We start from the raw sequence: 23,587 nt of genomic DNA on the forward strand, positions 1-23,587 counted from the left end.
GACGCCTCCGCCGCGTCCGGCACGGCGAGCATGAGCGAGATCTGGGCCATGACCGGAGTATGCGCGGTCAGAAGTCGATGACGACCAGCCACTCGCCGCCGCGCTGGGGGCGGTAGCCCAGCCGGCCGGCCAGCAGGCGCACCACGGCTGGGAGGTGGGCCGCGCCGTAGATGACGGCGACGTCGATGTGCTCGTGCCGGCGCTCGTGGTGAATGCCGGTGAGCGTCGCCAGCAGCAGGTGGTCGCGTTCCTCGAGCAGCATGCGGTGCAGGATCGCCGGGCGCAGGCGGGGCTCGCTGTCGTCGCTGATCTCGAAGTTGCGGCGCAGCAGGAAGTCTCGCCCGCCGATCGCCATGGTCACGGTCAGGTAGGGGACCATCGTGATCAGGTCGAGCCAGCCCCACAACGGCATCCGCCGGTGCCGGCCGGGGATGACCTCGCCGTCGGGCCACACGGTCGGGACGCCGAGGGCCCGGTAGTCGATGTTCTGGTGCACCAGCGGCCCGCCCCGGTGCTGCCGGGTCAGCCGCAGTGCGGTGAGGTAGGCCAGGCCGGTCGAGCTGGGCCCGTCGTACATCTCGGCCACGATCAGGTCGCACGTGGCCAGGCGGCGGGCGAGTTGCTGGTAGTAGTCGGGCCGCCCGAGATGGACGGTCGGCAGCAGGACGAAGCGGAGCGGGCTCTCGCGGTGCCGGAGAACCAGCACCACCGACCGGAGCCCGAACACACTGACCTCGGTGAGTTGCATGACCCGAACCTCCCCCCGGTGCAGGTCAGACCAGGGTAGGAAGGCCGTGCCAGCCGGCCGTCAGCCGCGGGAGTGCCAGTTGACCTGGCCGACCTCGGTGAAACCGACCGACTCGTAGAGCGGCCGCCCCACGTCGGTCGCGACCAGGCTGTGCGGGCGCTCGGGGGCGACGGCGATCGCGGCTGTCATCACCGCCCGGCCGAGGCCGTGGCCGCGATGCTCGGGGAGCGTCGCCACCCAGTAGACGCCGTTCGACTCGCCGTCGTCGTAGGTGTAGGCGCCGGCGGCCGGCACCCCGTCGCAGTAGGCCAGCCAGACCCGCCAGCCGGGCAGCTCGAGCACCCGCGGGGGCAGCGCCGTACCGGTGCGGAGCGGCTGGTAGCGCCGCAGCGGAAAGCCGTCGATCATCACCCGCTCGGCCACGGCCAGATCAGCGGCCGACCGCACCTCAGCCGCGCGGGCGGCGGGCGGTGCCGGGGCCGCACCGGGCGGGCGCACCATGATCGGCAGCCGGTCCACCCCGTCGACCGGCGGGCCGAACGCGTCTTCGTATGTGAAAGGGCGCCCGGCCGGTGGCTCGACCGCGCCGGGGGCCAGGGCGATCATCCGGACGAAACCGGGGAACTCGGCGCGGAACAGTGCAGCGCTCTCGGAGGCCTGCGACGGCTCCAGGGACCTCCACATGCGGGTGGCGTTGCGCAGGTAGACGCCGGACGGGCTCACGACCGGCCGAACCCGACCTCCGCGGCCGGCACGACCTCTGCCGTGCGACCGGGGGCCGACGTGTATGACCAGTACAGATTGGTGTGCGCGACGACCTGGCCGGGCGGGGGAGCACCCCACGCGGAAAGGTCTTCGGTCGTGTGGGCATCGGCGGCCAGCGTGACGTCGTAGCCCCGCGCGAACGCACCGTGGATCGTCGCCCGGATGCAGGCGTCGGACTGCGCCCCGGCCACCACCAGCCGGCCCACCCCGAGCCCGGTCAGGATCGACTCGAGCGCAGTGGCCTCGAACGAGTCGCCGTAGGCCTTCTCGATCGACGGGTCGTCACCCGCCGGGGTGAGCTCGGGCACGATCTGCCAGCTCTCGGAGCCGTGGACGAGATTGTCGTCGGTCTGCTGCACCCAGACCACCGGCACCGACTCGGCGCGGGCCCGGGACACCAGGGAGGCGATGTTGGCCAGCACGCTCTCGCGCTCGTAGCCGTTGGCGACGACACCGTTCTGCACGTCGACGACCAGCAGCGCGGTGCCGGTGCGGCCTTCCAGCGTGGTCATGAAGCATCCCCCTCGACTCGATCTGTCCGTCACAACATAGAGGGACCCCCCGACAAAAAAGGCGGGACAAGGCAGAGAGAACTGAACCGGAGACGGACCACGACGCGTGTGGAAGGGACCACGGGGAGGGACGAGAATGTGGAGCACTGTTGAACCCGGCGGCCACCCCGCCCGTACCTCACGGCATGTGGGATGACGGGCGGTTGCTGGCAGCGCTCGCCGCGCTGCCGCCCGAGGCCTTCATCGAGGGCCCGGCCGACGGCGACGAACTGCGATGGCGGCGCACGGCCCGGCGGCTGCGGCGCGAACTCGGCGCGGAGCCGACCTCCGCACCCCCGGAGGGTTACCTGGCCCCGGTTCTGGAGCTTCGGCCTACCCCGGGGGACTGACCGGACGGTTTCGCCGGTTGACCGGCGACCCCATGATGGGGCGCGGTGATCACATGACAACGGATGAATCGGGACGAGCCGACCGGCTCGCGGCGGTCGCCGAGCTGCGGGAGCGGGCCGGCGGCACCGACCCGGAGGCCGCGGTGGCCGCCCGCGCCGCGCTCGGACGGCTGACCAGCGACGACAGTCGCCAGGTCTCGTCCGCGGCCGAGGAGGCCCTGGCCGCGACGTCGATCGCGCTGGACCCGCCGCGGATCGACTTCGGACCGGTCTCGCCCGGCACACCCCGCCTGTCCGCCTCGGTGAGCATCATCGGCGCGCCGACCGCGCGGGCGTCCCGGATCAAGGTCACCGGGCCCGGGCTTCGGGCCCGTATCGCCGGCGACCAGCTGCAGGTGCAGTGGCTGCCTGGTGCGGGCACGCTGAGCGGCAAGGTCTCGCTCGACGGCCCGGCCGGGGCCGCCGACCTCACGGTGACCGGCCACCTCGGGTCGGGCCCGCTCACCGGTTTCGCGGCTGAGGCCCGGCAGACCGCGTTGGAGCAGCTCGGCAGCCTGCGACCGGTCGCCGTGGAAAGAAAACCACCGAGGAGAAGCGGCAAGGGGCTGATCATCGGCCTCGCGGCCACCCTCGTGCTGCTGGCCGGAACGGGTATCGCGGCCGCCGTCTCGACCAACCGGTCCGCGACGCCGGCCGTGTCGGCGCCCCCGTCGGCCCCGCCGACGACGAAGCCGGCTCCGCCCCGGGAGGAACGCCTGGCCAGCGTGGACAAGCCCACCGTGGCGGGCACGATCCGGGTCGGCGACGAGCCGGAGGGCGTCGCGGTCTCGCCGGACAGCCGGACCCTGTACGTCGCCAATCAGAGCTCGCGCATCCTGTCGGTCGTCGACCTGTCCACCCGTACGGTGAAATCGGTGACGCTCCGCAACACCGCCCGGTTCGTCGCCGTATCGCGGGACGGCAAGCGGGTCTTCGTCTCGATGTACGAGAAGGATCTCAGCGGCAGCGGGGTCGCCGTCGTCGACGCGGAGAAGCTGACCGTGCTGCAGAACCTGCAGACCGGGGTTCAGCCGTACGCCCTCTCGGTCGCGCCCGACGGCCGCCTGTGGGTGCCGATCCACGGTGGCCGCAACGTCGAGGTCTACCGGGCGGCCGACCTGACCCTGACCGGCCGGGTGTTCGTGCCGGAGAACCCGCACGCGGTCTCGTTCGACGCCGACGGGCAGCGCGCGTTCACCCCCGACCACGAGTCGAGCACGGTCTCGGTCATCGACACCCGCAACGACCAGCGGCTCCGTTCGATCCCGGTGAGCGCCTTCCCGCACAGCCTGGCCGTGTCACCCGACGGCCGTACGGTGGTGGTCGCCTGTTTCGGTGCCAACGCGGTCGACATCATCGACACCGTCACGCTGGCCCGCCGCGGTCCGTTCCGGGTCGGCACGAAACCGCAGGCCGCGGCGTTCGCGACCGACTCCGGGCACGCCTATGCGGTCAACGAGGCGAGCAACTCGGTGTCCGTGGTGGACCCGCGGACCGGCCGGGTCACGGCGACTGTCCCGGTCGGCCGCAGCCCGCGCACTATGGCGGTGTCGCCGGACGGACGATTCGGGTACGTGTCCAACGGCGACGACGACACGGTCACCATTTTGCGGGTGAGTTGATGCCCGAACGTGTGATTGCCGCGGTGCAAGCAGATCTGGGCATGATCACGTGACGTGGCGGGAAAGGACGGCAATGGCTTCGTGGTCGCGACGGCGGGAGAGCAGCGCCGATGAGGTGCTGATCCGCCGGCTGTACGAGGAGCACGGCGGTGCCCTGCTGGCGTACGCCACCCGGCTGATGGGCGATCGGCCCCTCGGCGAGGACGTGGTGCAGGAGACCCTGATCCGGGCCTGGCGCAACCCCGAGGCACTGACCAACGACAAGGGTTCCGTACGCGGGTATCTGTTCACGATCACCCGCAACATCGCGATCGACCGGCACCGGGCCCGCCAGGCCCGCCCGGCCGAGGTGGCCGAGACACCGGGCAGCACGCCGGTCGAGAAGGACCACGCCGACCAGGTGGTCGACTCGATGGTCGTGCTCGGTGCCATGGAGAAGCTCTCCGACGAGCATCAGCAGGTGCTGAAGGAGATCTACTTCCAGGGCCGCTCGGTCGAGGAGGCCGCCGAGTCGCTCGGCGTCCCGGCCGGCACGGTCAAATCGCGCAGCTACTACGCGCTGCGACGATTACGCGAGGCGATCGCCGAGAAACCGGTACCGTCGCAGGTCGTCGCGGAAGGAGCAGCGGGATGAGCGAGCACGACAACGAGCTGCTCGGCGCGTACGTCCTGGGTGTGCTCGAACCGGACGAGCGGGCCGGGGTGCAGACCCACCTGGACGGCTGCGAGCAGTGCCGCAAGGAGGTCGGCGAGCTCCGCGAGATGGAGGCCGCGCTCGGCGAGCTGCCGCCCGAGGCGCTCATCGACGGCCCGCCGGTCGACGGCGAGCTGCTGCTGCAGCGCACCCTCAAGCAGGTGCGCGGGGAACGTACCCGCGGCGAGCGGCAGCGGCAGGCCGTCTGGCTGTCCGCGGCCGCGGTGGTCGCGGTGGCCGTGCTCGGCGGTGGCGTGCTGCTGGGCCGGGGCACAGCGCCGTCCGAACCGGTCGCCGGGGGTGAGGTCGTCCCGACGGTCGGCTCCGACGTCCGTACGGGCTCGGCGACCGACTCCGGCACCGGCGCCACGATGACCGTGGCCCTGAGCCCGGCCGCCGGCTGGGTGCGGGTGCACGCGGCCGTCAGCGGCATCGCGGCGGGCGAGCAGTGCCGTCTCATCGTGGTGGCCAAGGACGGCTCCCGCCGCGAGGCCGGCAGCTGGCTGGTCTCCGAGAAGGCGGCCACCGAGGGCGGCACGGTCGACGGATCCGCCCTGGTCGCCCCGGCCGACGTCGCCTCCGTGCAGGTGGAGACGTTCGCCGGCCGCCCGCTGGTGACCGTGCCGGTCTAGATCGCCTTGCCCGGGTTCAGGATGTGGCCCGGGTCGAACAGGGCCTTGATGCGGCGCTGGAGGTCGTGGCTCACCGGCCCGGCCTCCCGCGCCAGCCATGCCCGTTTGAGGGTGCCGATGCCGTGCTCGCCGGTCAGGGTGCCGCCGAGCGACAGGGCCAGGGCGAAGATGTCGTCGGCGGCGCGGGTGACGGCGTCCGGGATCGTGGTGGCGGCCGGGTCGGCCACGATGATCGGGTGCAGGTTGCCGTCGCCGGCGTGGGCGAGCGTGCAGATGGGCACGTCGTGGCGGGCGGCGATGGCGGCGATGGCGGTCACCGCTTCGGCCAGGCGGGAGCGGGGGACGGCGATGTCCTCGATCAGCGGGCGGCCCAGCCGTTCGATCGCGGGCAGCGCCCGACGTCTCGCCGCCAGCAGCGCGGCCGGGTCGTCGCTCACCTCGACCGTACGGGCGGTCTCGGCCAGGACCTTCTCAGCCACCAGTTCGTCGCCGGGGGCGTCGGTCTGGACGATCAGCAGGGCGCCGGCGTCGTCGAAGCCGCCGATTGCGCGCAGGGTGGCCGCGTCGAGCAGTTCGGCCATCGCGGGTTGGATGCGGGCCGAGGTCAGCGCCACGGCGGCCGCGGCTGCGCGGGCGACGTCGTCGAAGGTCGCGGCCAGGGTGACCGCGGCGCGGGGGAGCGGGCGCAGGCGCAGGGTCGCCTCCACCACCACGCCGAGCGTGCCCTCCGAACCGACGATCAGGCCGGTCAGGTCGTACCCGGAAACGCCTTTGAGGGTGGACCGCCCGGTGCGCAGGCGGCTGCCGTCGGCGAGCACGACCTCCAGGCCGAGGACGGCGTCGCGGGTGACCCCGTACTTGGCGCAGCGCAGGCCGCCGGCGTTGGTGGCGATGTTGCCGCCGATGGTCGAGATCTCGAAGCTGGCCGGGTCGGGCGCATAGCTCAGGCCGACGGCGGTGGCCGCCCGGTCGAGGTCGGCCGTGATGACGCCGGGCTCGACCACCGCGGTGCCGTCGTCCGCGTCGAGGGCCACGATCCGGTTCATCCGGCTCAGATCGAGCACCACCGTGCCCGCGCCGGCCGTGGTCGCGCCGGTCAGCGCGGTTCCGGCGCCGCGTGGGACCACCGCCGTACGGGCCGCGTTCGCCAGCCGTAGCGTCCGCGCGACCTCCTCCGCACCGGCCGGGAAGAGCACGGCCGACGGCAGGCCGGGCGGGGCCCACCCGGAGCGGTCGGCCGACTTCGCGCGCAAAATGTTCGGATCGACGGAAAAGGCGACGCCGCTGCCTACCCACCAGCTCACGCCGGATCGCCCTTTTCGAGGGGCCGGTCCGGGTCGGACGACCAGGCCGACCACGAGCCCGGATACAGCGCCGCGTCGATCCCGGCGATGGTCAGCGCCGCGATCTCGTGCGCCGCGGTGACCCCGGATCCGCAGTAGACGCCGACCGGGCCCGCGACGTCCTGGAAGCGCTCCGCGAGCTCCGGGGTCTTCAGGAACCGGCCGTCGGCCAGGTTGCCGGTGGTGGGCTTGTTGACCGCGCCCGGGATGTGCCCGGCCCGCGGGTCGATCGGCTCGACATCGCCCCGGTAGCGTTCGGCCGCGCGGGCGTCGATCAGCGTCCCCGACCCGGGCCGCGCGGCCGCCTCGTCGGCGGTGAGCGTGGGCAGATGACCCGGCGTGAGCGTGATGTCTCCGCCCGGCTGGGGACGGGCCTCGCCCGGCACCGCGGCGTGCCCGGCGGCGGTCCAGGCGGCCAGTCCGCCGTCGAGGATCCGCACGTCGGGGACCCCGGCCCAGCGCAGCAGCCACCACGCCCGGGCCGCGGACAGGCCGCCGTTGTCGTCGTAGACCACCACGCCCCGCCCGCGGGTGATGCCCCACCGGCGGGCCGAGGCCTGCAGGTCCTCGACGGTGGGCAGGGGATGGCGACCCTCGCCCTCTCCGGCCAGCTCGGTGTCGAGGTCGACGTAGACCGCGCCCGGGATGTGCCCGGCGCGGTAGTGGTCGGCGCCGTGCGGGTCGCCCAGCTTCCAGCGCACGTCGAGCAGCACCGGCGGCGGGGGCGGCTCGGCCACGCGGGCGTAGAGCTCGTCCACGCCGATCAGCACCGACGCCCGATGCCGCTCGGCGCCGACCGTGGCGGCCAGGTCGTCCTCGCCGAGCGAACCGGCCGGGGTGCCCGCCGCGGCGGCGCGGTGCACGCGGGCCTGGACGGCGGCGTTCAGCGGGGCCGACCGGCCGTGCAGCCGGGCCAGCAGCACGATCTCGCCGCTCAGGTAGTCGATCTCGGTGCGGGTGCCGCGGGCCAGGCTCTGCCAGGTGGAGTTGCGGCCGCGGTCGCGCCCGGGGATCTCGGCCACCGAGAACGGGACGTCCGGGCGGGGCGCGGGAGTGATGCCGGCCGCGGCGAACACGGACCGGGCCTCCTCGCGCAGGGCTTCGATCGCGGCGTCGCGGGCCGCCGAGGGCGGGTAGAGCGCGTCGAGCCCGTTGACCAGATTGCCGAGCAGCTTGGTTGCCTTGTGCCCGACGATGTCATCGGTGACATATGTCGGGATGGCCGCCTGGCGCAGGTCAGCCGCAACCTCTTCGGCGCGGGAATCGGCTCCGGACGGGAATCGGCCCAGCCACACCACGGCCGGAGCGGGCGCGGCCGGGTTCACCACCTCACCGGCGACCAGATACTGCGCCGGAATCCAGATGACCGCACCGAGCACGGTCGCGAACGAGCGCAGCGCGAGCCGCTCGTTGACGAGCCCGTTCTGCAGGGTGACGGCGGGCAGGGCGGCCGCCGCGGTGGTGCCTCCCCGCACGGGCTGCCAGGCCCATTCCCGTACGGCCTCGGCCGTGTCCTGGGCCTTGGTGGCGAACACGAGCACGTCGTCAGCCGTCAGCGAGACCTCGGCCGGCCCGGCGGCGACCGGGATGTCGACCCGGTGCTCGCCGTCCGGGCGTACGTAACGAAGGCCCCGGGCCCGGATCGCCGCCAGCTGGGCCCCACGGGCGATCAGGAGCGTGGTGATCCCGGCCCGATGCAGTTCGGCGGCCAGGGTCGCGCCGACCGCGCCCGCCCCGACGATGACGTATCGGCTCATCGCTGCACCTGCGCGATCACCGGCAGATCGGCGCCGAGCCGCAGGCGTTCGAGGAACAGCACGACGGTGGCGGCGACCGTCCGGTGGGTCACGTCGTTCAGCACGTCGTGCTTGCCGCCCGCGATGGCCACCAGTGTGCCCGGATACAGCGGGCGGGCCTCCTCGAGCGGGCTGATCGTGTCGGCGTCGCCGTGCAGCCCGAGCGAGGGCAGCGTGACTCCGGTCGCGGCTTCTCCCGGAGCGACCGAGAGGCCGCCCCGGAGCGCGCCACCGCCGGTCAGGACCCGCTGGTGGTTGGGGCAGGAGGTACGCGCCTCGACCTCGGCCTCCCAGTTCGTCAGGTTGACCGGCCGGGGCACGGGGAGGCCGGCCAGCACGATCGCGTCCAGCCCGGGCACCTGACGGGCCGCGAGGTCGAGCGCGACCAGCGCGCCGGTGTCCGACCCGACGATCACCTTGGGACCGGGCAGGCCGTCGTCCACCAGCAGCTTCTCCACGCCGGCGCGGTCCGGGACGCGGACCCGGTAGCCGTCGGCGGCGATCCGCCGGCCGAACCGGGCGTACGCCGCGGCGGTCTCACCCCGTCCGGGGGCGACGATGACCGTGCCCCGCGGTGCGATGCCCTCGGGTTCGTCGTAGGCGTTCGTCATCTCTTTCCCGTCTATCGACACAGTAGGATATGACCGCCAGCATGACCTGCGAGCCCGGCCGGTGTCCAACGACGATCCCGCATCGGAACCGAACGCGATCGCTTATCAATGGCTTATCAATTCGTTGTTAGCGTCCGGCCCATGGCCCAAGTGCTCGACATCGTCTCGCTCCGCAGCCTGGTCGCCGTGGCCGACTGCGGCGGCTTCCACCGGGCCGCCACCACCCTGCTGATCAGCCAGTCGGCGGTCAGTCAGCACCTGCGCCGGCTCGAGAAGGTGATCGGCCGCCCGCTGGTCGAGCGCCGGGGCCGGGGCGCCGCGTTCACCCCCGACGGGCAGGCGCTGCTGGCCGAGGCGCGGCGGATCCTCACCGCCCACGACGACGCGCTGCGCCGGCTGGTCGGGGCCGAGCGGCCCGCGGTCACCGTCGGCACCACCGAGCACGCCGCCGCGCTGATCCTGCCCGCCGTCGCGGCCGCGCTGCCCGAGCATCAGGTGCGCTTCCGCATCGACCGGACCCGGCGGCTCGACGACGCCATCGACCGGGGCGCGCTCGACCTGGCCGTCCATCTGGCCGAGGCCTCGTCGTCGCCCGGTGTGCCGGTCGGGCCGCTCGCGCTGAGCTGGTACGCCGCCCCGGGTTGGGCGCCTCCGGCCGGGCGGGCGTGGCCGGTGGTTGCCATCGAGGAGCCCTGCATGCTGCGCCGCCGTGCGCTCGCCGCCCTGGCCGCCGAGGGCCTGGATCCGTACGTGGTCTGCGACAGCGGCTACGTCGCGGGTGTGCTGGACGCCGTGCGCAGCGGCCTCGGCGTGGCCCTGATGGCGACCGCGGCCTCCACTCCGGACGGTGTCGCCGTACGGGAAGACCTGCCCCCGGTCGAGCCGGCCGAGCTGAGCTTCCGGGCCCGCGCCGGCGCCGACCCGGCTCTCGCGGCGGCCGTCGTCGACGGGCTGCGAACCGCCCTCGCCCTTGCTTAAAACCGATAGGCACGGTAGGAATTAGCGCGTGACCACCACGCTCTCCCCTCCCGCTGTCGTGCGGCCGGCCGCACCGGTACCGCGGAGCGACCGCCGCCGCCGGATCGCGCTCCGGGTGCTGGCCCTCGTCATCCTCTACGGACTGTGGGAGGTGGCCGCCCGTACCACCCGGAACCCCACCTTCATCCCGTCCGCGGGCGCGGTCTGGCACCAGCTGATCCAGACCTCGACCGTCCACGACGGTGTTCGCGGCTACTCCGGCCACCTGCTGATCGAGCACCTCGGCGTCTCGTTGCGGCGCATCCTGATCGGCTCGGTCATCGGTGTCGCCGGCGGTCTCGTGCTGGGCGTGCTGATGGGCGTCGTGTCCTGGCTGCGGGTGGTCACCGAGCCGGTCGTCACCTTCGTCCGGGCGCTGCCCCCGCTGGCCTACTTCAGCCTGTTCATCATCTGGTTCGGCATCGACGAGACCCCGAAGCTGTGGCTGCTCTCCATCGCCGCGCTGCCCCCGGTCGCCGTGGCCACCGCGGCCGCCGTGCAGGGCGCGCCGACCGGGCTGGTCGAGGCGGCCCGTGCGCTCGGCGCCGGCCGGTGGGCCGTGGTGCGCGACGTGACTCTGCCGAACGCGCTGCCCGAGATCTTCACCGGGGTGCGCCTCGCGGTCGGCATGGCCTACAGCTCGGTTGTCGCCGCCGAGACCATCAACGGCGTCCCCGGCATCGGCGGCATGGTCCGCGACGCCCAGCGCTACTCGCAGACCGACGTCGTCGTGCTCGGACTGTTCGCCATCGGCCTCTCCGGCCTGCTCATCGACGCCCTGCTGCGGACGGCCGAGAACCGGCTGATCCCGTGGCGGGGCCGTGCCTAGACAGGGGTTGTTCCGCAAAATGCGAAAGATCATTGCCCTCGCGTCCGTCCTGGCCCTGGCGGCCTGCGGCAACGGTGCGGCCAGTGGGGGCGCCGACCCCTCGACGAAATCGATCCGGATCGCCTACCAGGCCTTCCCCAGCGGCGACCTGATCGTCAAGAACCAGGGCCTGCTCGAGAAGGCGCTGCCCGACTACAAGATAACCTGGACCAAGTTCGACTCCGGCGCCAGCATCAACACCGCCTTCGTGGCCAGGAGCATCGACATCGCGGCCATCGGGTCCAGCCCGGTCGCCCGCGGGCTGTCGGCCCCGCTGAACATCCCGTACCAGGTGGCCTTCGTCCTCGACGTCGCCGGGGACAACGAGGCGCTCGTCGCCCGCAACGGCAGCGGCGTCACCGACGTCAGGTCGCTCAAGGGCAAGAAGGTGGGTACGCCGTTCGCCTCCACCGCCCACTACAGCCTGCTCGCCGCGATCAACCAGGCCGGGCTGAAGGAGGGCGACGTGAACATCGTCGACCTCGAACCGCAGGACATCCAGGCCGCCTGGACGCGCGGGGACCTCGACGCGGCGTACACCTGGCTGCCGTCCCTGGCCGAGATCAAAAAGACCGGCCAGGTGCTCATCTCGAGCCGCGAGCTCGCCACCGCGGGCAAGCCGACCCTCGACCTGGGCGTGGTGTCGACCGACTTCATCACCAACCACCCCGAGGCCGTGGACGCGTGGCGCAAGGTCGAGGCCCAGGCGCTCGAGCTGATCGCCGCGGACCCGGCCGCCGCGGCCAAGGCGGTCGGCGCCGAGCTCAACCTGAGCCCGGAGGAGGCCCAGGACCAGCTGTCGCAGGGCGTGTTCCTCAAGCCGGCCGACCTGGCCTCCGACGAGTGGCTGGGCACCCCGGGCAAGGTCGGCAAGCTGGCCGACAACCTGGTCAGCGCGGCCGAGTTCCTCAAGGGCCAGCAGAAGATCGACGCCGTCCCGGCCCTGGCCGACGTGCAGAAGGCCGTCTACGTGCAGGGGCTCCCCGATGTCCTCAGCTGACACCGCCATCGAGCTGTCCGAGGTCGTGCACCGCTACGGCGACGTGACCGCGGTCGGGCCGATCAGCCTGACCGTGCCCGAGGGCGAATTCCTGGTGCTGGTCGGGGCGTCCGGCTGCGGCAAGAGCACGCTGCTGCGCCTGATCGCCGGTTTCGAGGAACCGACCTTCGGCACCGTACGGGCGGCCGGCGAACCGCCCGTACCCGGGCGCGGCGCCGGATTGGTCTTCCAGCAGCCCCGCCTCTTCCCGTGGCGCAGCGTCGGCGGCAACGTCGCGCTGGCCCTGAAATACGCGGGCCTGCCCGCCACGCCCGCGCATGTGGACGCGCTGCTGGCCCGGGTCGGCCTGCACGACGTGGCCCGCCGCCGCACCTGGCAGATCAGCGGCGGCCAGCAGCAACGCGTCGCCATCGCCCGCGCCCTGGCCGTCGAGAACCCGCTGCTGCTGCTCGACGAACCGTTCGCCGCCCTCGACGCGCTCACCCGTGAACGCCTCCAGGAAGACCTGCGCGGATTTTCCCAGGGCCGGACGTCCGTCTTCGTCACCCACAGCGTCGACGAGGCCGTCTTCCTCGGCACCCGCGTGGTCGTGCTCACCCCGCGCCCGGGCCGGATCGCCCTCGACCTGCCCATCCCGTTGCCCCGCACCGGCATCACCCCCGACGAGTTGCGCCGCCGGCCCGACTTCGCCGCCCTGCGCGCCGAAGTGGGAGCGGCCGTCCGAACCCGTTCCACCGAGGAGGTCCCCGCATGATTCTCGATCACCTGTCGCCGCACTTCGGCGCCGTCGTGCACGGCGTCGACCTGCTGGACGCCGACGCCGCCGAGATCCGGGCCGCCCTGGTCCAGCACAAGGTGCTCTTCTTCCGCGACCAGAAACTCGACGACGACGCCCAGATCGAACTCGGCCGGCGCATCGGCGAACTCACCGCCGCCCACCCGGTCGTCGGCGGCGTCGACGCGGAACACCCCGAGGTGTACGCCCTCGACAGCACCGACAACGGATTCGCCGACGTCTGGCATACCGACGTCACCTTCATGCGGCGGCCCCCGCTCGGCTCGATCCTGCGCGCCGTCACGCTTCCGCCCACCGGCGGCGACACCAACTGGGCCGACGCGCAACTGGCCTACGACTCGCTCTCCGCGCCGGTCCGCTCGTTGGTGGACGGACTGGTCGCCGTCCACGACGGCAACCGCGAGTTCGGCTACTACCTGGCCCAGCGCCGGGGCGGCCGCGGCAACGAATGGGACGGCGAGGTGGTGACCAAGCTCGAGCCCATCGAGCATCCGGTCATCCGCGTGCACCCCGAGACCGGCCGCCGGGGCATCTTCGTCAACCCCGGCTTCACGTCGCACATCGTCGGCGTCTCCGAGTTCGAGAGCCGGGCCATCCTCGACCTGCTCTACGCCCACCTGACCAAGCCCGAACACATCGTGCGGCACCGGTGGCGCGCGGGCGATGTCGCCATGTGGGACAACCGCAGCACGTCGCACTACGCCAACCGCGACTACGGCACCGAACGCCGCATCATGCACCGGATCACCCTGCGCGGCGATGTTCCGGTGGGCGTTTCGTAAAGATCAAGTTCGCGGGCGGAACGGAATTCTTCCGGCGCGCGTCGAATCCCCCGTGACTGATCACGGGGGAGGGCACCGATGAGACGCCGGGCGGCCTGGTTCACGATGACGGTTCTGCTCGCGGGCTGCGCGTCCACGACGCCGGAGACGCCGCCCGGACCCGGTGGGCCGGCGTCGGGCGCGGTCCCGGCGCCCGGCTCGGCGGCCACCCTGGACCGGCTTCGCGAACGTGCCCGCGTCGTGCTGGCCAACTACGACGCGGCGCTGGCGAAGAGCAAACTCGTCCTGGTCCCGGGGCAGGAGTCGCGCGAGGTCGGAGCGCTCGAGCCGGCCAACGAACACCTGAAACAGGTGATCGGTGCCGGACGTCTGCGCCCGGCCGGCGAGCTTCCCGGGGCGCCGCGCGAGAAGGGCGAAGCGGTGTGGCCGACCGGCGAGCGCGTCTCGCTCTCGGTCATCTCTGCGGCCGAAGGGCTGAGCCGCCTGGCGCAGGGCCGGGACTGCGCCGGCTGTGTGCCGCACACGGTCACCGCCGCGCGCCTGACCACCATGCGGGTGGCGACCTCGCGCGGTCCGGCGACCGTGCCGGCCTGGGAGTACACGTTGCAGGGCACGAAGATGCGCGTGCTCCGGACCGCCCTCGACAGCGGCCCGACGTCGGTCGACCCGCCCGCGGGCAACCCCGACGACATCCCGGACGGCAACGCACCCGAGTCGTTCCGGGTGGAGGGCCGGCGGCTCATCCTGAAACTGGTCGGCCCGGCCGAGGGCGCCGACAAGCCGTGCGGCGAGGACTACCGGCCCGAGGCGGTGGAGGGCGAGAACGCCGTGGCCGTGCTGGTCCAGCGCCGTCCCTACAGCGGCCCGGAGCCGAGCACACCGTCCGGAACCGAGTGGGGCTGCACCCTTGTCGGCCACGAGCGCTTCGCCACGGTCACCCTGACGGCGCCGCTGAACGGCCGGACCGTGCTGGAGGTCCAGCAGGGCCAGCCCGTACCTCTATCGACTTTATAGGAAATGGGGCTAGGGTGGCGGGCATGGACTTTCACTGGTTCCTGCCCACCAACGGCGACAGCCGCGACATCGTGGGCGGCGGCCACGGCACCCCGGTCGGGTCGGCCGGCGGCGTGCGCCCGCTGACCGTCGGCTATCTCGGGCAGATCGCGCGCAGCGCCGAGCAGCTCGGTTTCGTCGGCGCGCTCACCCCGACCGGCGCCTGGTGCGAAGACGCGTGGCTGACGACCGCGATGCTCGCCTCGGTCACCGAGCGGCTCAAGTTCCTGGTCGCCTTCCGGCCCGGGCTGCTCTCGCCGACGCTGGCCGCGCAGATGGCGTCCACGTTCCAGCGCCTGTCCGGCGGGCGGCTGCTGCTCAACGTGGTGACCGGGGGCGAGTCGCACGAGCAGCGCCAGTACGGCGACTTCCTGGACAAGGACGACCGCTACGCCCGTACGGGGGAATTCCTGGGCATTGTCCGTTCGCTCTTCCGCGGTGACACGGTGACGTTCGAAGGTGCGCATCTGCGCGTCGAGGATGCGCGTCTGAGCAAGCTGCCCGAACCGGCTCCGGCCATCTATTTCGGTGGTTCGTCAAAGGCGGCCGGGCCGGTGGCGGCCGACCACGCCGACGTCTACCTGACGTGGGGTGAGCCGCCGGACAAGGTCGCGCAGAAACTCGACTGGATTCGCTCGCTCAAGCCGGACATGCGGTTCGGCATCCGGCTGCACGTCATCACCCGCGACACGGCCGACCAGGCGTGGGCCGAGGCCGACCGGCTGCTGCGCGGAGTGAGCGAGGCGGACATCGCGGCGGTGCAGGCCGGGCTCCGCCGCAGCGAGTCCGAGGGGCAGCGCCGCATGCTCGACCTGCACGGCGGTTCCCGTGACGGTCTGGTCGTCTCGCCCAACCTGTGGGCCGGGGTGGGCCTGGTCCGCGGTGGCGCCGGCACCGCCCTGGTCGGCAGCCATCAGGAGGTGGCCGACCGGATCCAGGAGTACGCGGCGCTCGGCATCGACGAGTTCATCCTGTCCGGCTACCCGCATCTCGAGGAGGCGTACTGGTTCGGTGAGGGCGTGCTCCCCGAACTGGCCCGTCGCGGCGTGTGGCAGCACCCGGCCGGCGCGGGTGCTGCCGCTACGACTGCCATCCCGTTCGCGGGAGTGCCGGTCAGCTCGCGGTGACGCCCTCGGCCGGGGTGTCCGCCGGTGCGCGGTGCCGGCGGGACGGCCACCAGAACCGGTCGCCGCACATCGTGGCCAGCGCCGGCACCAGCACGGTCCGGACGAGCAGGGTGTCCAGCAGCACGCCGATGCCCACGATCACACCGATCTGGGTCAGCGTGATCACCGGCAGCACCCCGAGCACCCCGAACACGGCCGCCAGCAGGATGCCCGCGCTGGTGATGACGCCACCGGTGACGGCCAGCGCGTGCACCATGCCGTCCCGGGTGCCGCGGGCCGGTGTCTCCTCCTTGGCCCGGGTGACCAGGAAGATGTTGTAGTCGACGCCCAACGCGACCAGGAACAGGAACGACAGCAGCGGGACGCCGGTGTCGAGCGCCGGATAGTCGAACACGTGCCGGAACAGCCAGCTCCCGGCGCCCAGCGCGGCCCCGAAGCTGGCGATGACCGTGATGAGCAGCAGCACGGGAGCGACCAGAGCGCGCAACAGACCGATCAGCACGAGCAGTACGACGATCAGAACTGCGGGCACGATGACGGTCAGATCGCGGCGGGCCGCGTCCCGGTCGTCCAGCCCGGCCGCCACGCTGCCGCCGACCAGCGCTTGTTCGCTACGGACGTTCTCGCGCAACGCACGGACAGCGTCGTACGCCTCCGGGGTGTCCGGCGCCGCGGTCAGCACCGCGCTGATGGTCGCCACGTCACCCGCCTGCTCGCCGATGCGCGCCGAGGCCACGCCGGGCGTCCTGGTGACGATGGCGAGCACCTCTTCGGCCCGGGCCGGGGTGGTCACGATGGTCGCCGGGTCGGTGGCCCCGGCCGGGAAGTACCTGCTGACCGTCTCGAGCCCGTCCACCGCCTCGGCCTCGACCCGGAACTGGTCGGCCTGCGAGAGCCCCAGCTTGGTGCCGATCAGGCCGCTGCCGAGCACGGCCAGCACGGCCACGGCGGCGGCGGTGACGACGACCGGACGGTGCGACACGGCCCGGCCGATGCGCGCCCACAGGCCCTGGCCGGCCTCGACCCCGGCCTGGCCGACGCGCGGGACGAACGGCCAGAACAGTCCGCGGCCGCAGACGAGCAGGGCGGCGGGCAGAACGAACAACGCGAACACCGCGGCGATCGCGATCCCGGCCGCTCCGGCCACACCGAGCGCCAGGTTCTTGCCCAGGCTGGCCAGCAGCAGGGTGAGCAGGCTGAGCACCACCGTGCCCGAACTGGCCAGCACGGCCGGGCCGGCGCCCTTGAGCGCCACGCGCATGGCCTCGAACCGGTCCTCGTACCGGTGCAGCTCCTCGCGGTAGCGGGAAATGATCAGCAGGGCGTAGTTGGTGCCGGCGCCGAACACGAGGACCGTGATGATGCCGTTGGTCGAGGCGTCGATGGCCAGGTCGGTGTGCCGGGACAGGATGGCCACCACCGACCCGCTCAGCCGGTCGGCCAGGCCCACCACCGCGAGCGGGACCAGCCAGAGGACCGGGCTGCGGTAGGTCACGAGCAGCAGCAGGGCCACGACCACCACGGTGACGATGAGCAGGCGCAGGTTGGCGCCGGAGAAGCTGTCGGCCAGGTCGGCGGTGAAGCCCGCGCCGCCGGTGACCTGCACGGTGATGCCCGGGGGAGTCTGGGATCGCATCTGCTCGCGCAGCTGCCCGACCGCGTCCACGATCTGCTCGGCCGAGTAACTCGCGGGGTACGGCTTGGAGACGATCGCCGCATCCTTGCCGGGCGCGACGATGGGCGTACCGAAGGAACCGATCGTCCGTAGCTCGTCCTCGGTGAGCGGGGTGCCGTCGTCCTTGGCGAAGACGATCAGGGCCGGGTTGACCTGCCCGGACGGCAGTTGCCGCTCGAGCTCGGCGACCCGGGTCGACTCGGCCGCGCCGGGCAGCGAGGCGGTCGGGTCGTTGGTCGTCTCGAGCGGGCCGGCGAAGGCGAGCACGCCACCGCCGATCAGCATCGCGATGATCAGCGTGAGCCAGGCGCGTCGCATGAACCCTCCACGGTCAAGTATCTCGACGATCGAGATTCTTACCCATCGGTGGAGGATCTGCAACACTGGCGCTGTGAACGAGCGGGACGATCTGCGCGCGGATGTGGTCGACCTGCTGCGGCTCTACAGCATCGAGGCGCAGCACGTCGCCCACTCCTTCGCCGCGCAGGAGGGGTTGCACTTCACCGACCTGCAGGCGCTGATCGCGGTCATGCACGCCGAACGCCGCGGCGACCCGCTGACGCCCGGCCGGCTCGGCGAGAGTCTGGGCCTGTCGTCGGGTGCCACCACGGCGGTGATCGACCGGCTGGAAAAGGCCAACCACTTACGCCGTACGCGGGAAAGTGCCGACCGCCGTGTCGTGCATCTGCGCTACGGGGAGCCCGGCATGGAACTCGCCGCGGCCTTCTTCCGCCCGCTCGGGGTGCGCAGCCACGCGGTCATGGACGAGTTCACCGCCGACGATCTCGAGACCGTGCGCCGGTTCTTGAGCGGAATGCTCGGTGCGATCACGGATCACCATCGCGACCTGCGCACCCGAACTCCTACCCGGCGCACAGGTCCCGACGCTTAACCGCGCGGCGCCGGCCGCCGATCAGACAGTCACGTCGATGAGGGCGGCCCGGTGCACGTTCAGCACCCGGCGGCTGTCCTGCACGGCGGCCCGGTCGGCGGCGATGATCTGCTCCTCGGCCCCGGCCACGAAGTCGGCGCGCAGGCGCTGGACGTCGGTGTGCAGGTGGACCAGGCTGATGTGGGACATCCAGGGGCTCGACGTGATCGTCATGTCTGTTCCTTAACTCTTCCGTGAGGGGCTGCCGGGCTCGTCCGTGAGCGCCGGCCGTGTCGCCGCCCGGGGGTGGGCGGTTCCACATCGCCGGGAGCGGCCGGGGTCGGTGGCTGCTCCGCGTTGGCAACCACTCTCGATCGGCACTGCCACCGAGCGGTTGAGGATTTCCGGCAACCCGAAGGCACCCATCGGGTACCGGGTTCCGCGCCCGCCGCCGCCGATCACACCACCGTGCAGACGGAACTCCTTCTCGACCAAGCCGGCGACCTGATCTCCACCGGGCGCGCCGGACAGGCCGCGACCCTGTTGACCCCGCTCGTCGGTGCCGAGCCCGGCAACGGCGTAGCGTGGCTGCTCATGGCCCGTGCGCGGATGGCCCTCGGCTCCTACCCGGAGGCGCTCGAGGCTGCCCGGACGGCGCTGGCCCTGGAACCGCAGGGGGTCGAGGAGCTGTTCTGGGTGAGCGCCGCCTACACCGCGCTCGGCCGGCACGAGCTGGCCATCACCGCCGCTGTCGCCGCCTGCGACGAAGACCCGGGCAACCCGCGGACGGCCGAGCGCCACGGTCGCGCCCTGCTCGCGGCGGGCCGTACCGCCGAGGCGACGCTCGTCCTCGAGGCGGCCGCCGAGATCGCCCACTACGACGCCGACGTCCAGGTCGCGTACGGGATGGCCCTGTTCGCCGCCGGTCGCCCGCTGAGTGCCCGCGAGCTGTACGCCCGCGCGCTGCGGCTCGACCCCCAGCACGCTCGTGCGCTGGCCGAGTTGCGCCGTCTGAGCGCGGCCGAGCAGCAGATCAAGGACGCCGATTCCCTCGTACGCGTGGCCGACGAGTTCGCCGAGTCGCTGCGCGTCCCCGCCGGCGGTGTGCGCCGGCGCACCGATCCGGCCCGTTCGGCCGCGGCGCACCTGGCCGCGGTCACGTTCGCGGTCTGCCTGGGCGCGCTGCTGGTGCTGGCCGTCCTGACCCGCCTGGCCGGGGTCGACGTCCCGGCCCCGATGTTCGTCTCGATGTTCTGCGTGACCGGCGCCGCGGCCTGCCTGACCGCCCACACCCGCCGCAGGCGATAAGGCCAGTTTCATAGCTGGGGCGGGGCTGCGGAGGGGCCCGGATCCCGCCCGGCGGCGTCTCGCGGAAGCCTCAGCCGGTCGGATCGTCGCGGAGAGACCGCAGCAGGCGGCTCAGCTCGGTGCGGTCGGCGGGGGAGAGGGTGGCGAAGAAGCTCTCGCCGGCCTCGCGGCGGGCGGCCCGGATCTCGCCGCTGACCCGCCGGCCCTCGTCGGTAAGTGTGACCAGCACGGCCCGGCGGTCGGCCGGGTCGGGGCGGCGCCCGGCCAGCCCGCGCTGCTGCAGGTCGTCGACCACCTCGGTGGCCGAGCGGGGCGCGATGCGCAGATGCTCGGCCAGGGTGCCGGGCCGCAGGTCGCCGTGGTGGGCCAGGACGCTGATCGCGCGGCCCAGCGACGGTGAGAGCTCCCACGGGCCGAGGGCCTCTCGGGTGCGGTGACGTAGCCGGCGGGACACCGCGAAGAACGCCTCGAGCAGGCCGTCGTCGTCCACCTCGTGCACGGGAATACCGTACCAGGGACTTCTGTTGTTCCCTCATGTTGAGGTAACCTCAGCAAGTCCTGTACCCGTACGGAAGAAGGTCCGTCCTTGGAAAGCCCCGTCGAAGGCCGCACCCGCGGCAAGAAGAAGCCCACCGCCGCCGAGATCGCGCAGGCGAAATCCGTCTCCCTGCGGCGCATCGGCGCCCTTTTCACCGACCACCGCGGCGCGCTCGCCGTCGTGATCCTCACCCTCGTGGCCTCGTCCGTCGTCGGCATGGCCAGTCCGTTCCTGTTGCGCGAAGTGATCGATTCCGCGCTTCCGGACAAGAACGTGCAACTGCTCGTCTGGCTCGTGATCGGCATGGTCGCCGTCGCCGCCGTCACCTCCGCGCTCGGTGTCGTGCAGACCTGGATCTCGACCACGGTCGGCCAGCGCGTCATGCACCGCCTGCGTACGGACGTCTTCGCGCACCTGCAGCGCCAGTCGATCGCGTTCTTCACCAGAACGCGCACCGGCGAGGTGCAGTCGCGCATCACCAACGACATCGGCGGCATGGAAGCCGTCGTCACCTCCACCGCCACCTCGATCGCCTCGAACCTCACCACGGTCGTCGCCACCGCCGTCGCCATGGCCGCCCTCTCGTGGCAGCTGTCCCTGGTGTCGCTGCTCGTGCTGCCGCCGTCGATCTGGCTCACCCGCCGGGTCGCGAGCATGCGCCGGGCCATCACCGCGCAGCGCCAGCGCGAGCTCGCCGACCTCAACGTCATCATCGAGGAGGGCCTGTCCATCGGCGGCGTGCAGCTGAGCAAGACGATGGGCACCGGCCCGGCCCAGGTCGGCCGGTTCACCGACTCGTCGAGCCGGCTGATCGACCTCGAACTGCGCTCCGAACTGGCCGGTCGCTGGCGGATGGCCTCGATGAGCATCGTCTTCGCCGCCATCCCGGCGATCATCTATCTGGCCGCCGGCCTGCCGATCACCTCGGGTTCGATGAGCATCGGCACGCTGGTCGCCTTCACCGCCCTGCAGGCGAACCTGTTCCGCCCGCTGATGGGCCTGCTCAACGTGGGTGTCACGGTCACCAGTTCGCTCGCCCTGTTCGCGCGCATCTTCGAATACCTCGACCTCCCGGTCGACATCGCGCCGCCGGTGCGTCCCGTCGCGGTCCGTTCGCCGCGCGGCCACCTGCGATTCGAGGACGTCACTTTCTCGTACGCCGAAAGCCCCGCCGCCGCCGTAGCGGGCGTGATCCTCGACGTGCCCGCGGGGACGTCGCTCGCCCTGGTCGGCGAGACCGGTTCGGGCAAGAGCACGATCGCGGCCCTGATCGCCCGTCTGTACGACCCGACCGCGGGCCGCATCACGATCGACGGGGTCGACCTGCGCGACATGTCCCTGGAGACACTGTCCTCGATCGTCGGCGTGGTGTCGCAGGAGACCTACCTGCTGCACACGACCGTCCGCGAGAACCTGCGCTACGCCAAGCCCGATGCCACCGACGACGAGATCGAGGCGGCCGCCCGCGCCGCCCAGATCCACGAGCTGATCGCCTCACTTCCCGACGGCTACGACACGATGGTCGGCTCGCGCGGTCACCGCTTCTCGGGCGGCGAGAAACAGCGCATCGCCATCGCGCGCACGCTTCTGCGCGATCCGCGCATCCTGGTGCTGGACGAGGCGACGAGCGCCCTGGACAACGAAACTGAGCGAGCCGTGCAACGAGCCTTCGACGAACTGTCCGTCGGCCGCACCACGGTCACCATCGCGCACCGCCTGTCCACCATCCGTGAGGCCGACCAGATCGCGGTTGTCGACCACGGCCGCATCCTCGAGTCCGGCAACCACGACACCCTGCTCGGTGTGGGCGGCCGCTACGCCGCCCTGGCCGCGTGACCGTCAGACGGCGGCGCCGAACCAGCGGGTCAGGCTGTGCCGAAGTGACGGCTGGTCCTCGCCGGCCCAGGCGACGTGGCCGTCGGGGCGCAGCAGCACAGCGGGCTCGTCCAGTTCCTCGCTGACGTCGGCGACGTGGTCGACCCGGTCGGCCCATCCGCCCGCGGACAGGCGGCCGGTCTGGTCGAGCAGCAGCCCGCGCCCGCCACGCATCAGCTCGAACAACCGGCCGCTCTTCAGCCGGATATCGCGCAGGCGCCGCCCGACCAGGTCGGTTCCACTGCCGAAGTCGTAGCGGACGTCGATCGCGGTGATGCGCTCGATGAAGTAGCGGTTCACCTCGTCGAGATCCATGAGCCTGGAGAGCAACCGGCGCACCGCCTGCGGGCCGGGTTCGGTCGACAGCACCTGCATCTGGGCCCGGGTCAGGTCGAGCACGTCGGCGGCGACCGGGCGGCGTTCCTGCTCGTAGGTGTCGAGCAACAGGTCCGGAGCCCGGCCGGTGACCGTCGCGGCCAGTTTCCAGCCCAGGTTGAACGCGTCCTGCAGACCCAGGTTGAGCCCTTGGCCGCCGACCGGGGGATGGACGTGCGCGGCGTCGCCGGCCAGCAGCACCCGGCCGTCCCGGTAACGCTCGGCCAGCCGGGTGGCGTCACCGAACCGGGACAGCCAGCGCGGCTCGTGGACGCCGAAATCGGTGCCCGCGACCGCGCGCAGCTGTCGGCGGAAATCGTCCAGCGTGGGAGCGGTCGTGCGGTCCTCGGCGACCCCGTCGGCCGGTACGACCACCCGGTAGAACCCGTCCCCGAGTGGCCCGAGCCCGAACGCCTTCTGCGTGCGGCGGACCTCGGCCACCCGGGCGGCGATCTGCTCGGCGGGCATGTCGGCGCGCATCTCGCCGAGCAGCGTCTCGACCCGGGCCGGATCGCCCGGGAACCCGATGCCGAGCAGCTTGCGTACCGTGCTGCGGCCGCCGTCGCATCCGGCCAGGAAACGAGCACTCACGAGGTCGCCACCGGCCAGCCGGACGGTGACACCGGTGTCGTCCTGGTCGAGGCCGGTCACCTCGGCGCCGCGCCGGATGTCGGCGCCCAGCGCGACGGCGTGGTCGGCCAGGATCCGGTCGGTCTTCGGTTGCGGGATGGCCAGGATGTAGCCGTGTGCCGTGTCCAGGTGCTGCGGCCACGGCTTCTCGATCCCCGCGAAGTACCCGCCCGCCTGGAACGTATGACCCTGCTCGAGGAACGTGCCGAGCAGGCCGCGCTGATCCATGATCTCGATGCTGCGGACGTGCAGTCCGAGCGAGCGCACCACCGGCGTGGGTCGCGGCTCGCGGTCGAGCACCAGAACGTCCACGCCGTGCAGTCGGAGCTCGGCCGCGAGCATCAGACCGGTCGGACCGGCACCCACCACGATCACGTCGAAATCAGCCACGAGACGGTTCCCCCCCCGCACATAGTTCGCGAACGCCACGATTCTGCGTCCGGGCCCGGGTCTTGCCGCAAGCCCCGGTGTCCGGTATACGTTGGGAGAGCGGGAAGAACCGCACTTCAGACCACAAACAC

At 72.2% G+C, this 23,587-nt stretch carries 24 protein-coding genes and 1 pseudogene; 14 read left to right on the forward strand and 11 right to left on the reverse strand.

The features are described from left to right. Positions 1-67: 67 nt before the first annotated feature. From KOI35_RS17865 to KOI35_RS17875, 3 genes are read right to left on the reverse strand one after another with little or no spacing between them, the layout of a single operon-like run. Positions 68-748, reverse strand: coding sequence for a hypothetical protein (locus KOI35_RS17865; protein WP_215788586.1), 681 nt, complete (start codon positions 746-748; stop codon positions 68-70). A gap of 60 nt (positions 749-808) precedes the next feature. Continuing rightward, positions 809-1,471, reverse strand: coding sequence for a GNAT family N-acetyltransferase (locus KOI35_RS48960; RefSeq protein ID WP_215788587.1), 663 nt, complete (start codon positions 1,469-1,471; stop codon positions 809-811). Next, the gene (locus KOI35_RS17875) at positions 1,468-2,025 is read right to left on the reverse strand and encodes a cysteine hydrolase family protein (protein WP_215788588.1); all 558 of its coding nucleotides are present in this window, start codon (positions 2,023-2,025) and stop codon (positions 1,468-1,470) included. The genes KOI35_RS48960 and KOI35_RS17875 overlap by 4 nt, the downstream gene beginning before the upstream one ends. 185 nt (positions 2,026-2,210) lie before the next feature. Here KOI35_RS17875 and KOI35_RS17880 point away from each other — a divergent pair, with 185 nt between their 5' ends. The 4 genes from KOI35_RS17880 to KOI35_RS17895 all read left to right on the forward strand — a co-directional run bounded on the left by KOI35_RS17880 (position 2,211) and on the right by KOI35_RS17895 (position 5,401). Beyond that, positions 2,211-2,414 carry a hypothetical protein gene (locus KOI35_RS17880; RefSeq protein ID WP_215788589.1) on the forward strand — a complete coding sequence of 68 codons (204 nt, stop codon included), beginning with the start codon at positions 2,211-2,213 and terminating at the stop codon, positions 2,412-2,414. Positions 2,415-2,467: 53 nt separating this feature from the next. Beyond that, complete coding sequence (locus tag KOI35_RS17885) at positions 2,468-4,075, forward strand: beta-propeller fold lactonase family protein (protein WP_215788590.1); 1,608 nt, start codon at positions 2,468-2,470, stop codon at positions 4,073-4,075. Positions 4,076-4,148: 73 nt separating this feature from the next. Further along, the gene (locus tag KOI35_RS17890; RefSeq protein ID WP_215788591.1) at positions 4,149-4,709 is read left to right on the forward strand and encodes a sigma-70 family RNA polymerase sigma factor; all 561 of its coding nucleotides are present in this window, start codon (positions 4,149-4,151) and stop codon (positions 4,707-4,709) included. Continuing rightward, positions 4,706-5,401 (forward strand): anti-sigma factor family protein, encoded by a 696-nt coding sequence (locus KOI35_RS17895; protein WP_215788592.1) that lies wholly within the window; start codon positions 4,706-4,708, stop codon positions 5,399-5,401. Before KOI35_RS17890 ends, KOI35_RS17895 begins: the two co-directional genes overlap by 4 nt. Here the strand turns inward: KOI35_RS17895 and KOI35_RS17900 are convergent. The 4 genes and pseudogenes from KOI35_RS17900 to KOI35_RS17910 all read right to left on the reverse strand — a co-directional run bounded on the left by KOI35_RS17900 (position 5,398) and on the right by KOI35_RS17910 (position 9,151). Next, positions 5,398-6,705, reverse strand: coding sequence for an FAD-binding oxidoreductase (locus KOI35_RS17900; protein ID WP_215788593.1), 1,308 nt, complete (start codon positions 6,703-6,705; stop codon positions 5,398-5,400). The genes KOI35_RS17895 and KOI35_RS17900 overlap by 4 nt on opposite strands. Then, on the reverse strand, positions 6,702-7,553 hold the full coding sequence (locus KOI35_RS47450; RefSeq protein WP_246613368.1) for a sulfurtransferase: 852 nt from the start codon (positions 7,551-7,553) through the stop codon (positions 6,702-6,704). The genes KOI35_RS17900 and KOI35_RS47450 overlap by 4 nt, the downstream gene beginning before the upstream one ends. Positions 7,554-7,613: 60 nt before the next feature. Then, a pseudogene (locus KOI35_RS47455) lies at positions 7,614-8,501 on the reverse strand (ketopantoate reductase family protein); the annotation flags it as partial. After that, positions 8,498-9,151 carry an alpha/beta hydrolase gene (locus KOI35_RS17910; protein ID WP_215788595.1) on the reverse strand — a complete coding sequence of 218 codons (654 nt, stop codon included), beginning with the start codon at positions 9,149-9,151 and terminating at the stop codon, positions 8,498-8,500. The pseudogene KOI35_RS47455 and the gene KOI35_RS17910, both read right to left, overlap by 4 nt. A 141-nt stretch (positions 9,152-9,292) precedes the next feature. Between KOI35_RS17910 and KOI35_RS17915 the strand changes: the two genes are divergently transcribed. The 7 genes from KOI35_RS17915 (at position 9,293) to KOI35_RS17945 (ending at position 15,794) form a co-directional block, all read left to right on the forward strand. Further along, positions 9,293-10,129: a LysR family transcriptional regulator gene (locus tag KOI35_RS17915; protein WP_215788596.1), complete on the forward strand. Its 837-nt coding sequence runs from the start codon at positions 9,293-9,295 to the stop codon at positions 10,127-10,129. A gap of 28 nt (positions 10,130-10,157) precedes the next feature. Beyond that, complete coding sequence (locus tag KOI35_RS47460) at positions 10,158-10,997, forward strand: ABC transporter permease (RefSeq protein WP_215788597.1); 840 nt, start codon at positions 10,158-10,160, stop codon at positions 10,995-10,997. A 19-nt stretch (positions 10,998-11,016) separates the two neighbouring features. After that, the gene (locus KOI35_RS17925) at positions 11,017-12,036 is read left to right on the forward strand and encodes a taurine ABC transporter substrate-binding protein (RefSeq protein WP_215788598.1); all 1,020 of its coding nucleotides are present in this window, start codon (positions 11,017-11,019) and stop codon (positions 12,034-12,036) included. Next, positions 12,023-12,790 carry an ABC transporter ATP-binding protein gene (locus KOI35_RS17930; RefSeq protein WP_215788599.1) on the forward strand — a complete coding sequence of 256 codons (768 nt, stop codon included), beginning with the start codon at positions 12,023-12,025 and terminating at the stop codon, positions 12,788-12,790. The genes KOI35_RS17925 and KOI35_RS17930 overlap by 14 nt, the downstream gene beginning before the upstream one ends. Then, positions 12,787-13,614 (forward strand): TauD/TfdA dioxygenase family protein, encoded by an 828-nt coding sequence (locus tag KOI35_RS17935; protein WP_215788600.1) that lies wholly within the window; start codon positions 12,787-12,789, stop codon positions 13,612-13,614. Before KOI35_RS17930 ends, KOI35_RS17935 begins: the two co-directional genes overlap by 4 nt. A 78-nt stretch (positions 13,615-13,692) precedes the next feature. After that, positions 13,693-14,628 (forward strand): hypothetical protein, encoded by a 936-nt coding sequence (locus tag KOI35_RS17940; RefSeq protein ID WP_215788601.1) that lies wholly within the window; start codon positions 13,693-13,695, stop codon positions 14,626-14,628. A 23-nt stretch (positions 14,629-14,651) separates the two neighbouring features. Beyond that, on the forward strand, positions 14,652-15,794 hold the full coding sequence (locus KOI35_RS17945) for an LLM class flavin-dependent oxidoreductase (RefSeq protein ID WP_215788602.1): 1,143 nt from the start codon (positions 14,652-14,654) through the stop codon (positions 15,792-15,794). On the opposite strand, the gene KOI35_RS17950 is transcribed toward KOI35_RS17945, so the two are convergent. After that, complete coding sequence (locus tag KOI35_RS17950; RefSeq protein ID WP_215788603.1) at positions 15,781-17,787, reverse strand: MMPL family transporter; 2,007 nt, start codon at positions 17,785-17,787, stop codon at positions 15,781-15,783. The genes KOI35_RS17945 and KOI35_RS17950 overlap by 14 nt on opposite strands. Positions 17,788-17,860: 73 nt before the next feature. Here KOI35_RS17950 and KOI35_RS17955 point away from each other — a divergent pair, with 73 nt between their 5' ends. Next, the gene (locus KOI35_RS17955) at positions 17,861-18,361 is read left to right on the forward strand and encodes a MarR family winged helix-turn-helix transcriptional regulator (RefSeq protein WP_308121047.1); all 501 of its coding nucleotides are present in this window, start codon (positions 17,861-17,863) and stop codon (positions 18,359-18,361) included. Between the two features lie 21 nt (positions 18,362-18,382). Here KOI35_RS17955 and KOI35_RS17960 read toward each other — a convergent pair whose 3' ends face one another. Beyond that, the gene (locus KOI35_RS17960; RefSeq protein ID WP_215788605.1) at positions 18,383-18,574 is read right to left on the reverse strand and encodes a hypothetical protein; all 192 of its coding nucleotides are present in this window, start codon (positions 18,572-18,574) and stop codon (positions 18,383-18,385) included. A gap of 234 nt (positions 18,575-18,808) precedes the next feature. On the opposite strand from KOI35_RS17960, the gene KOI35_RS17965 reads away from it, so the two are divergent. Further along, entirely contained in the window at positions 18,809-19,648 is an 840-nt protein-coding gene (locus tag KOI35_RS17965; RefSeq protein ID WP_215788606.1) for a tetratricopeptide repeat protein, read from the forward strand. A 70-nt stretch (positions 19,649-19,718) separates the two neighbouring features. Here the strand turns inward: KOI35_RS17965 and KOI35_RS17970 are convergent, their stop codons facing one another. Further along, on the reverse strand, positions 19,719-20,138 hold the full coding sequence (locus KOI35_RS17970; protein ID WP_215788845.1) for a MarR family winged helix-turn-helix transcriptional regulator: 420 nt from the start codon (positions 20,136-20,138) through the stop codon (positions 19,719-19,721). Positions 20,139-20,234: 96 nt separating this feature from the next. Here KOI35_RS17970 and KOI35_RS17975 point away from each other — a divergent pair, with 96 nt between their 5' ends. Beyond that, complete coding sequence (locus KOI35_RS17975; RefSeq protein WP_215788607.1) at positions 20,235-22,022, forward strand: ABC transporter ATP-binding protein; 1,788 nt, start codon at positions 20,235-20,237, stop codon at positions 22,020-22,022. Between the two features lie 3 nt (positions 22,023-22,025). Here the strand turns inward: KOI35_RS17975 and rox are convergent, their stop codons facing one another. Continuing rightward, complete coding sequence (gene rox / locus KOI35_RS17980; RefSeq protein WP_308121048.1) at positions 22,026-23,456, reverse strand: rifampin monooxygenase; 1,431 nt, start codon at positions 23,454-23,456, stop codon at positions 22,026-22,028. Positions 23,457-23,587: the final 131 nt, after the last annotated feature.

It is taken from the genome of Paractinoplanes bogorensis (assembly GCF_018829635.1).
GTDB lineage: Bacteria > Actinomycetota > Actinomycetes > Mycobacteriales > Micromonosporaceae > Actinoplanes > Actinoplanes bogorensis.

Excerpts from the sequence above, each read along its gene's own strand:
- KOI35_RS17865 (WP_215788586.1), bottom strand. The coding sequence starts at position 748 with ATGCAACTCACCGAGGTCAGTGTGTTCGGGCTCCGGTCGGTGGTGCTG.
- KOI35_RS17875 (WP_215788588.1), bottom strand. The coding sequence starts at position 2,025 with ATGACCACGCTGGAAGGCCGCACCGGCACCGCGCTGCTGGTCGTCGAC.
- KOI35_RS17880 (WP_215788589.1), top strand. The coding sequence starts at position 2,211 with ATGTGGGATGACGGGCGGTTGCTGGCAGCGCTCGCCGCGCTGCCGCCC.
- KOI35_RS17885 (WP_215788590.1), top strand. The coding sequence starts at position 2,468 with ATGACAACGGATGAATCGGGACGAGCCGACCGGCTCGCGGCGGTCGCC.
- KOI35_RS17890 (WP_215788591.1), top strand. The coding sequence starts at position 4,149 with ATGGCTTCGTGGTCGCGACGGCGGGAGAGCAGCGCCGATGAGGTGCTG.
- KOI35_RS17895 (WP_215788592.1), top strand. The coding sequence starts at position 4,706 with ATGAGCGAGCACGACAACGAGCTGCTCGGCGCGTACGTCCTGGGTGTG.
- KOI35_RS17910 (WP_215788595.1), bottom strand. The coding sequence starts at position 9,151 with ATGACGAACGCCTACGACGAACCCGAGGGCATCGCACCGCGGGGCACG.
- KOI35_RS17915 (WP_215788596.1), top strand. The coding sequence starts at position 9,293 with ATGGCCCAAGTGCTCGACATCGTCTCGCTCCGCAGCCTGGTCGCCGTG.
- KOI35_RS17925 (WP_215788598.1), top strand. The coding sequence starts at position 11,017 with ATGCGAAAGATCATTGCCCTCGCGTCCGTCCTGGCCCTGGCGGCCTGC.
- KOI35_RS17930 (WP_215788599.1), top strand. The coding sequence starts at position 12,023 with ATGTCCTCAGCTGACACCGCCATCGAGCTGTCCGAGGTCGTGCACCGC.
- KOI35_RS17935 (WP_215788600.1), top strand. The coding sequence starts at position 12,787 with ATGATTCTCGATCACCTGTCGCCGCACTTCGGCGCCGTCGTGCACGGC.
- KOI35_RS17940 (WP_215788601.1), top strand. The coding sequence starts at position 13,693 with ATGAGACGCCGGGCGGCCTGGTTCACGATGACGGTTCTGCTCGCGGGC.
- KOI35_RS17945 (WP_215788602.1), top strand. The coding sequence starts at position 14,652 with ATGGACTTTCACTGGTTCCTGCCCACCAACGGCGACAGCCGCGACATC.
- KOI35_RS17950 (WP_215788603.1), bottom strand. The coding sequence starts at position 17,787 with ATGCGACGCGCCTGGCTCACGCTGATCATCGCGATGCTGATCGGCGGT.
- KOI35_RS17960 (WP_215788605.1), bottom strand. The coding sequence starts at position 18,574 with ATGACGATCACGTCGAGCCCCTGGATGTCCCACATCAGCCTGGTCCAC.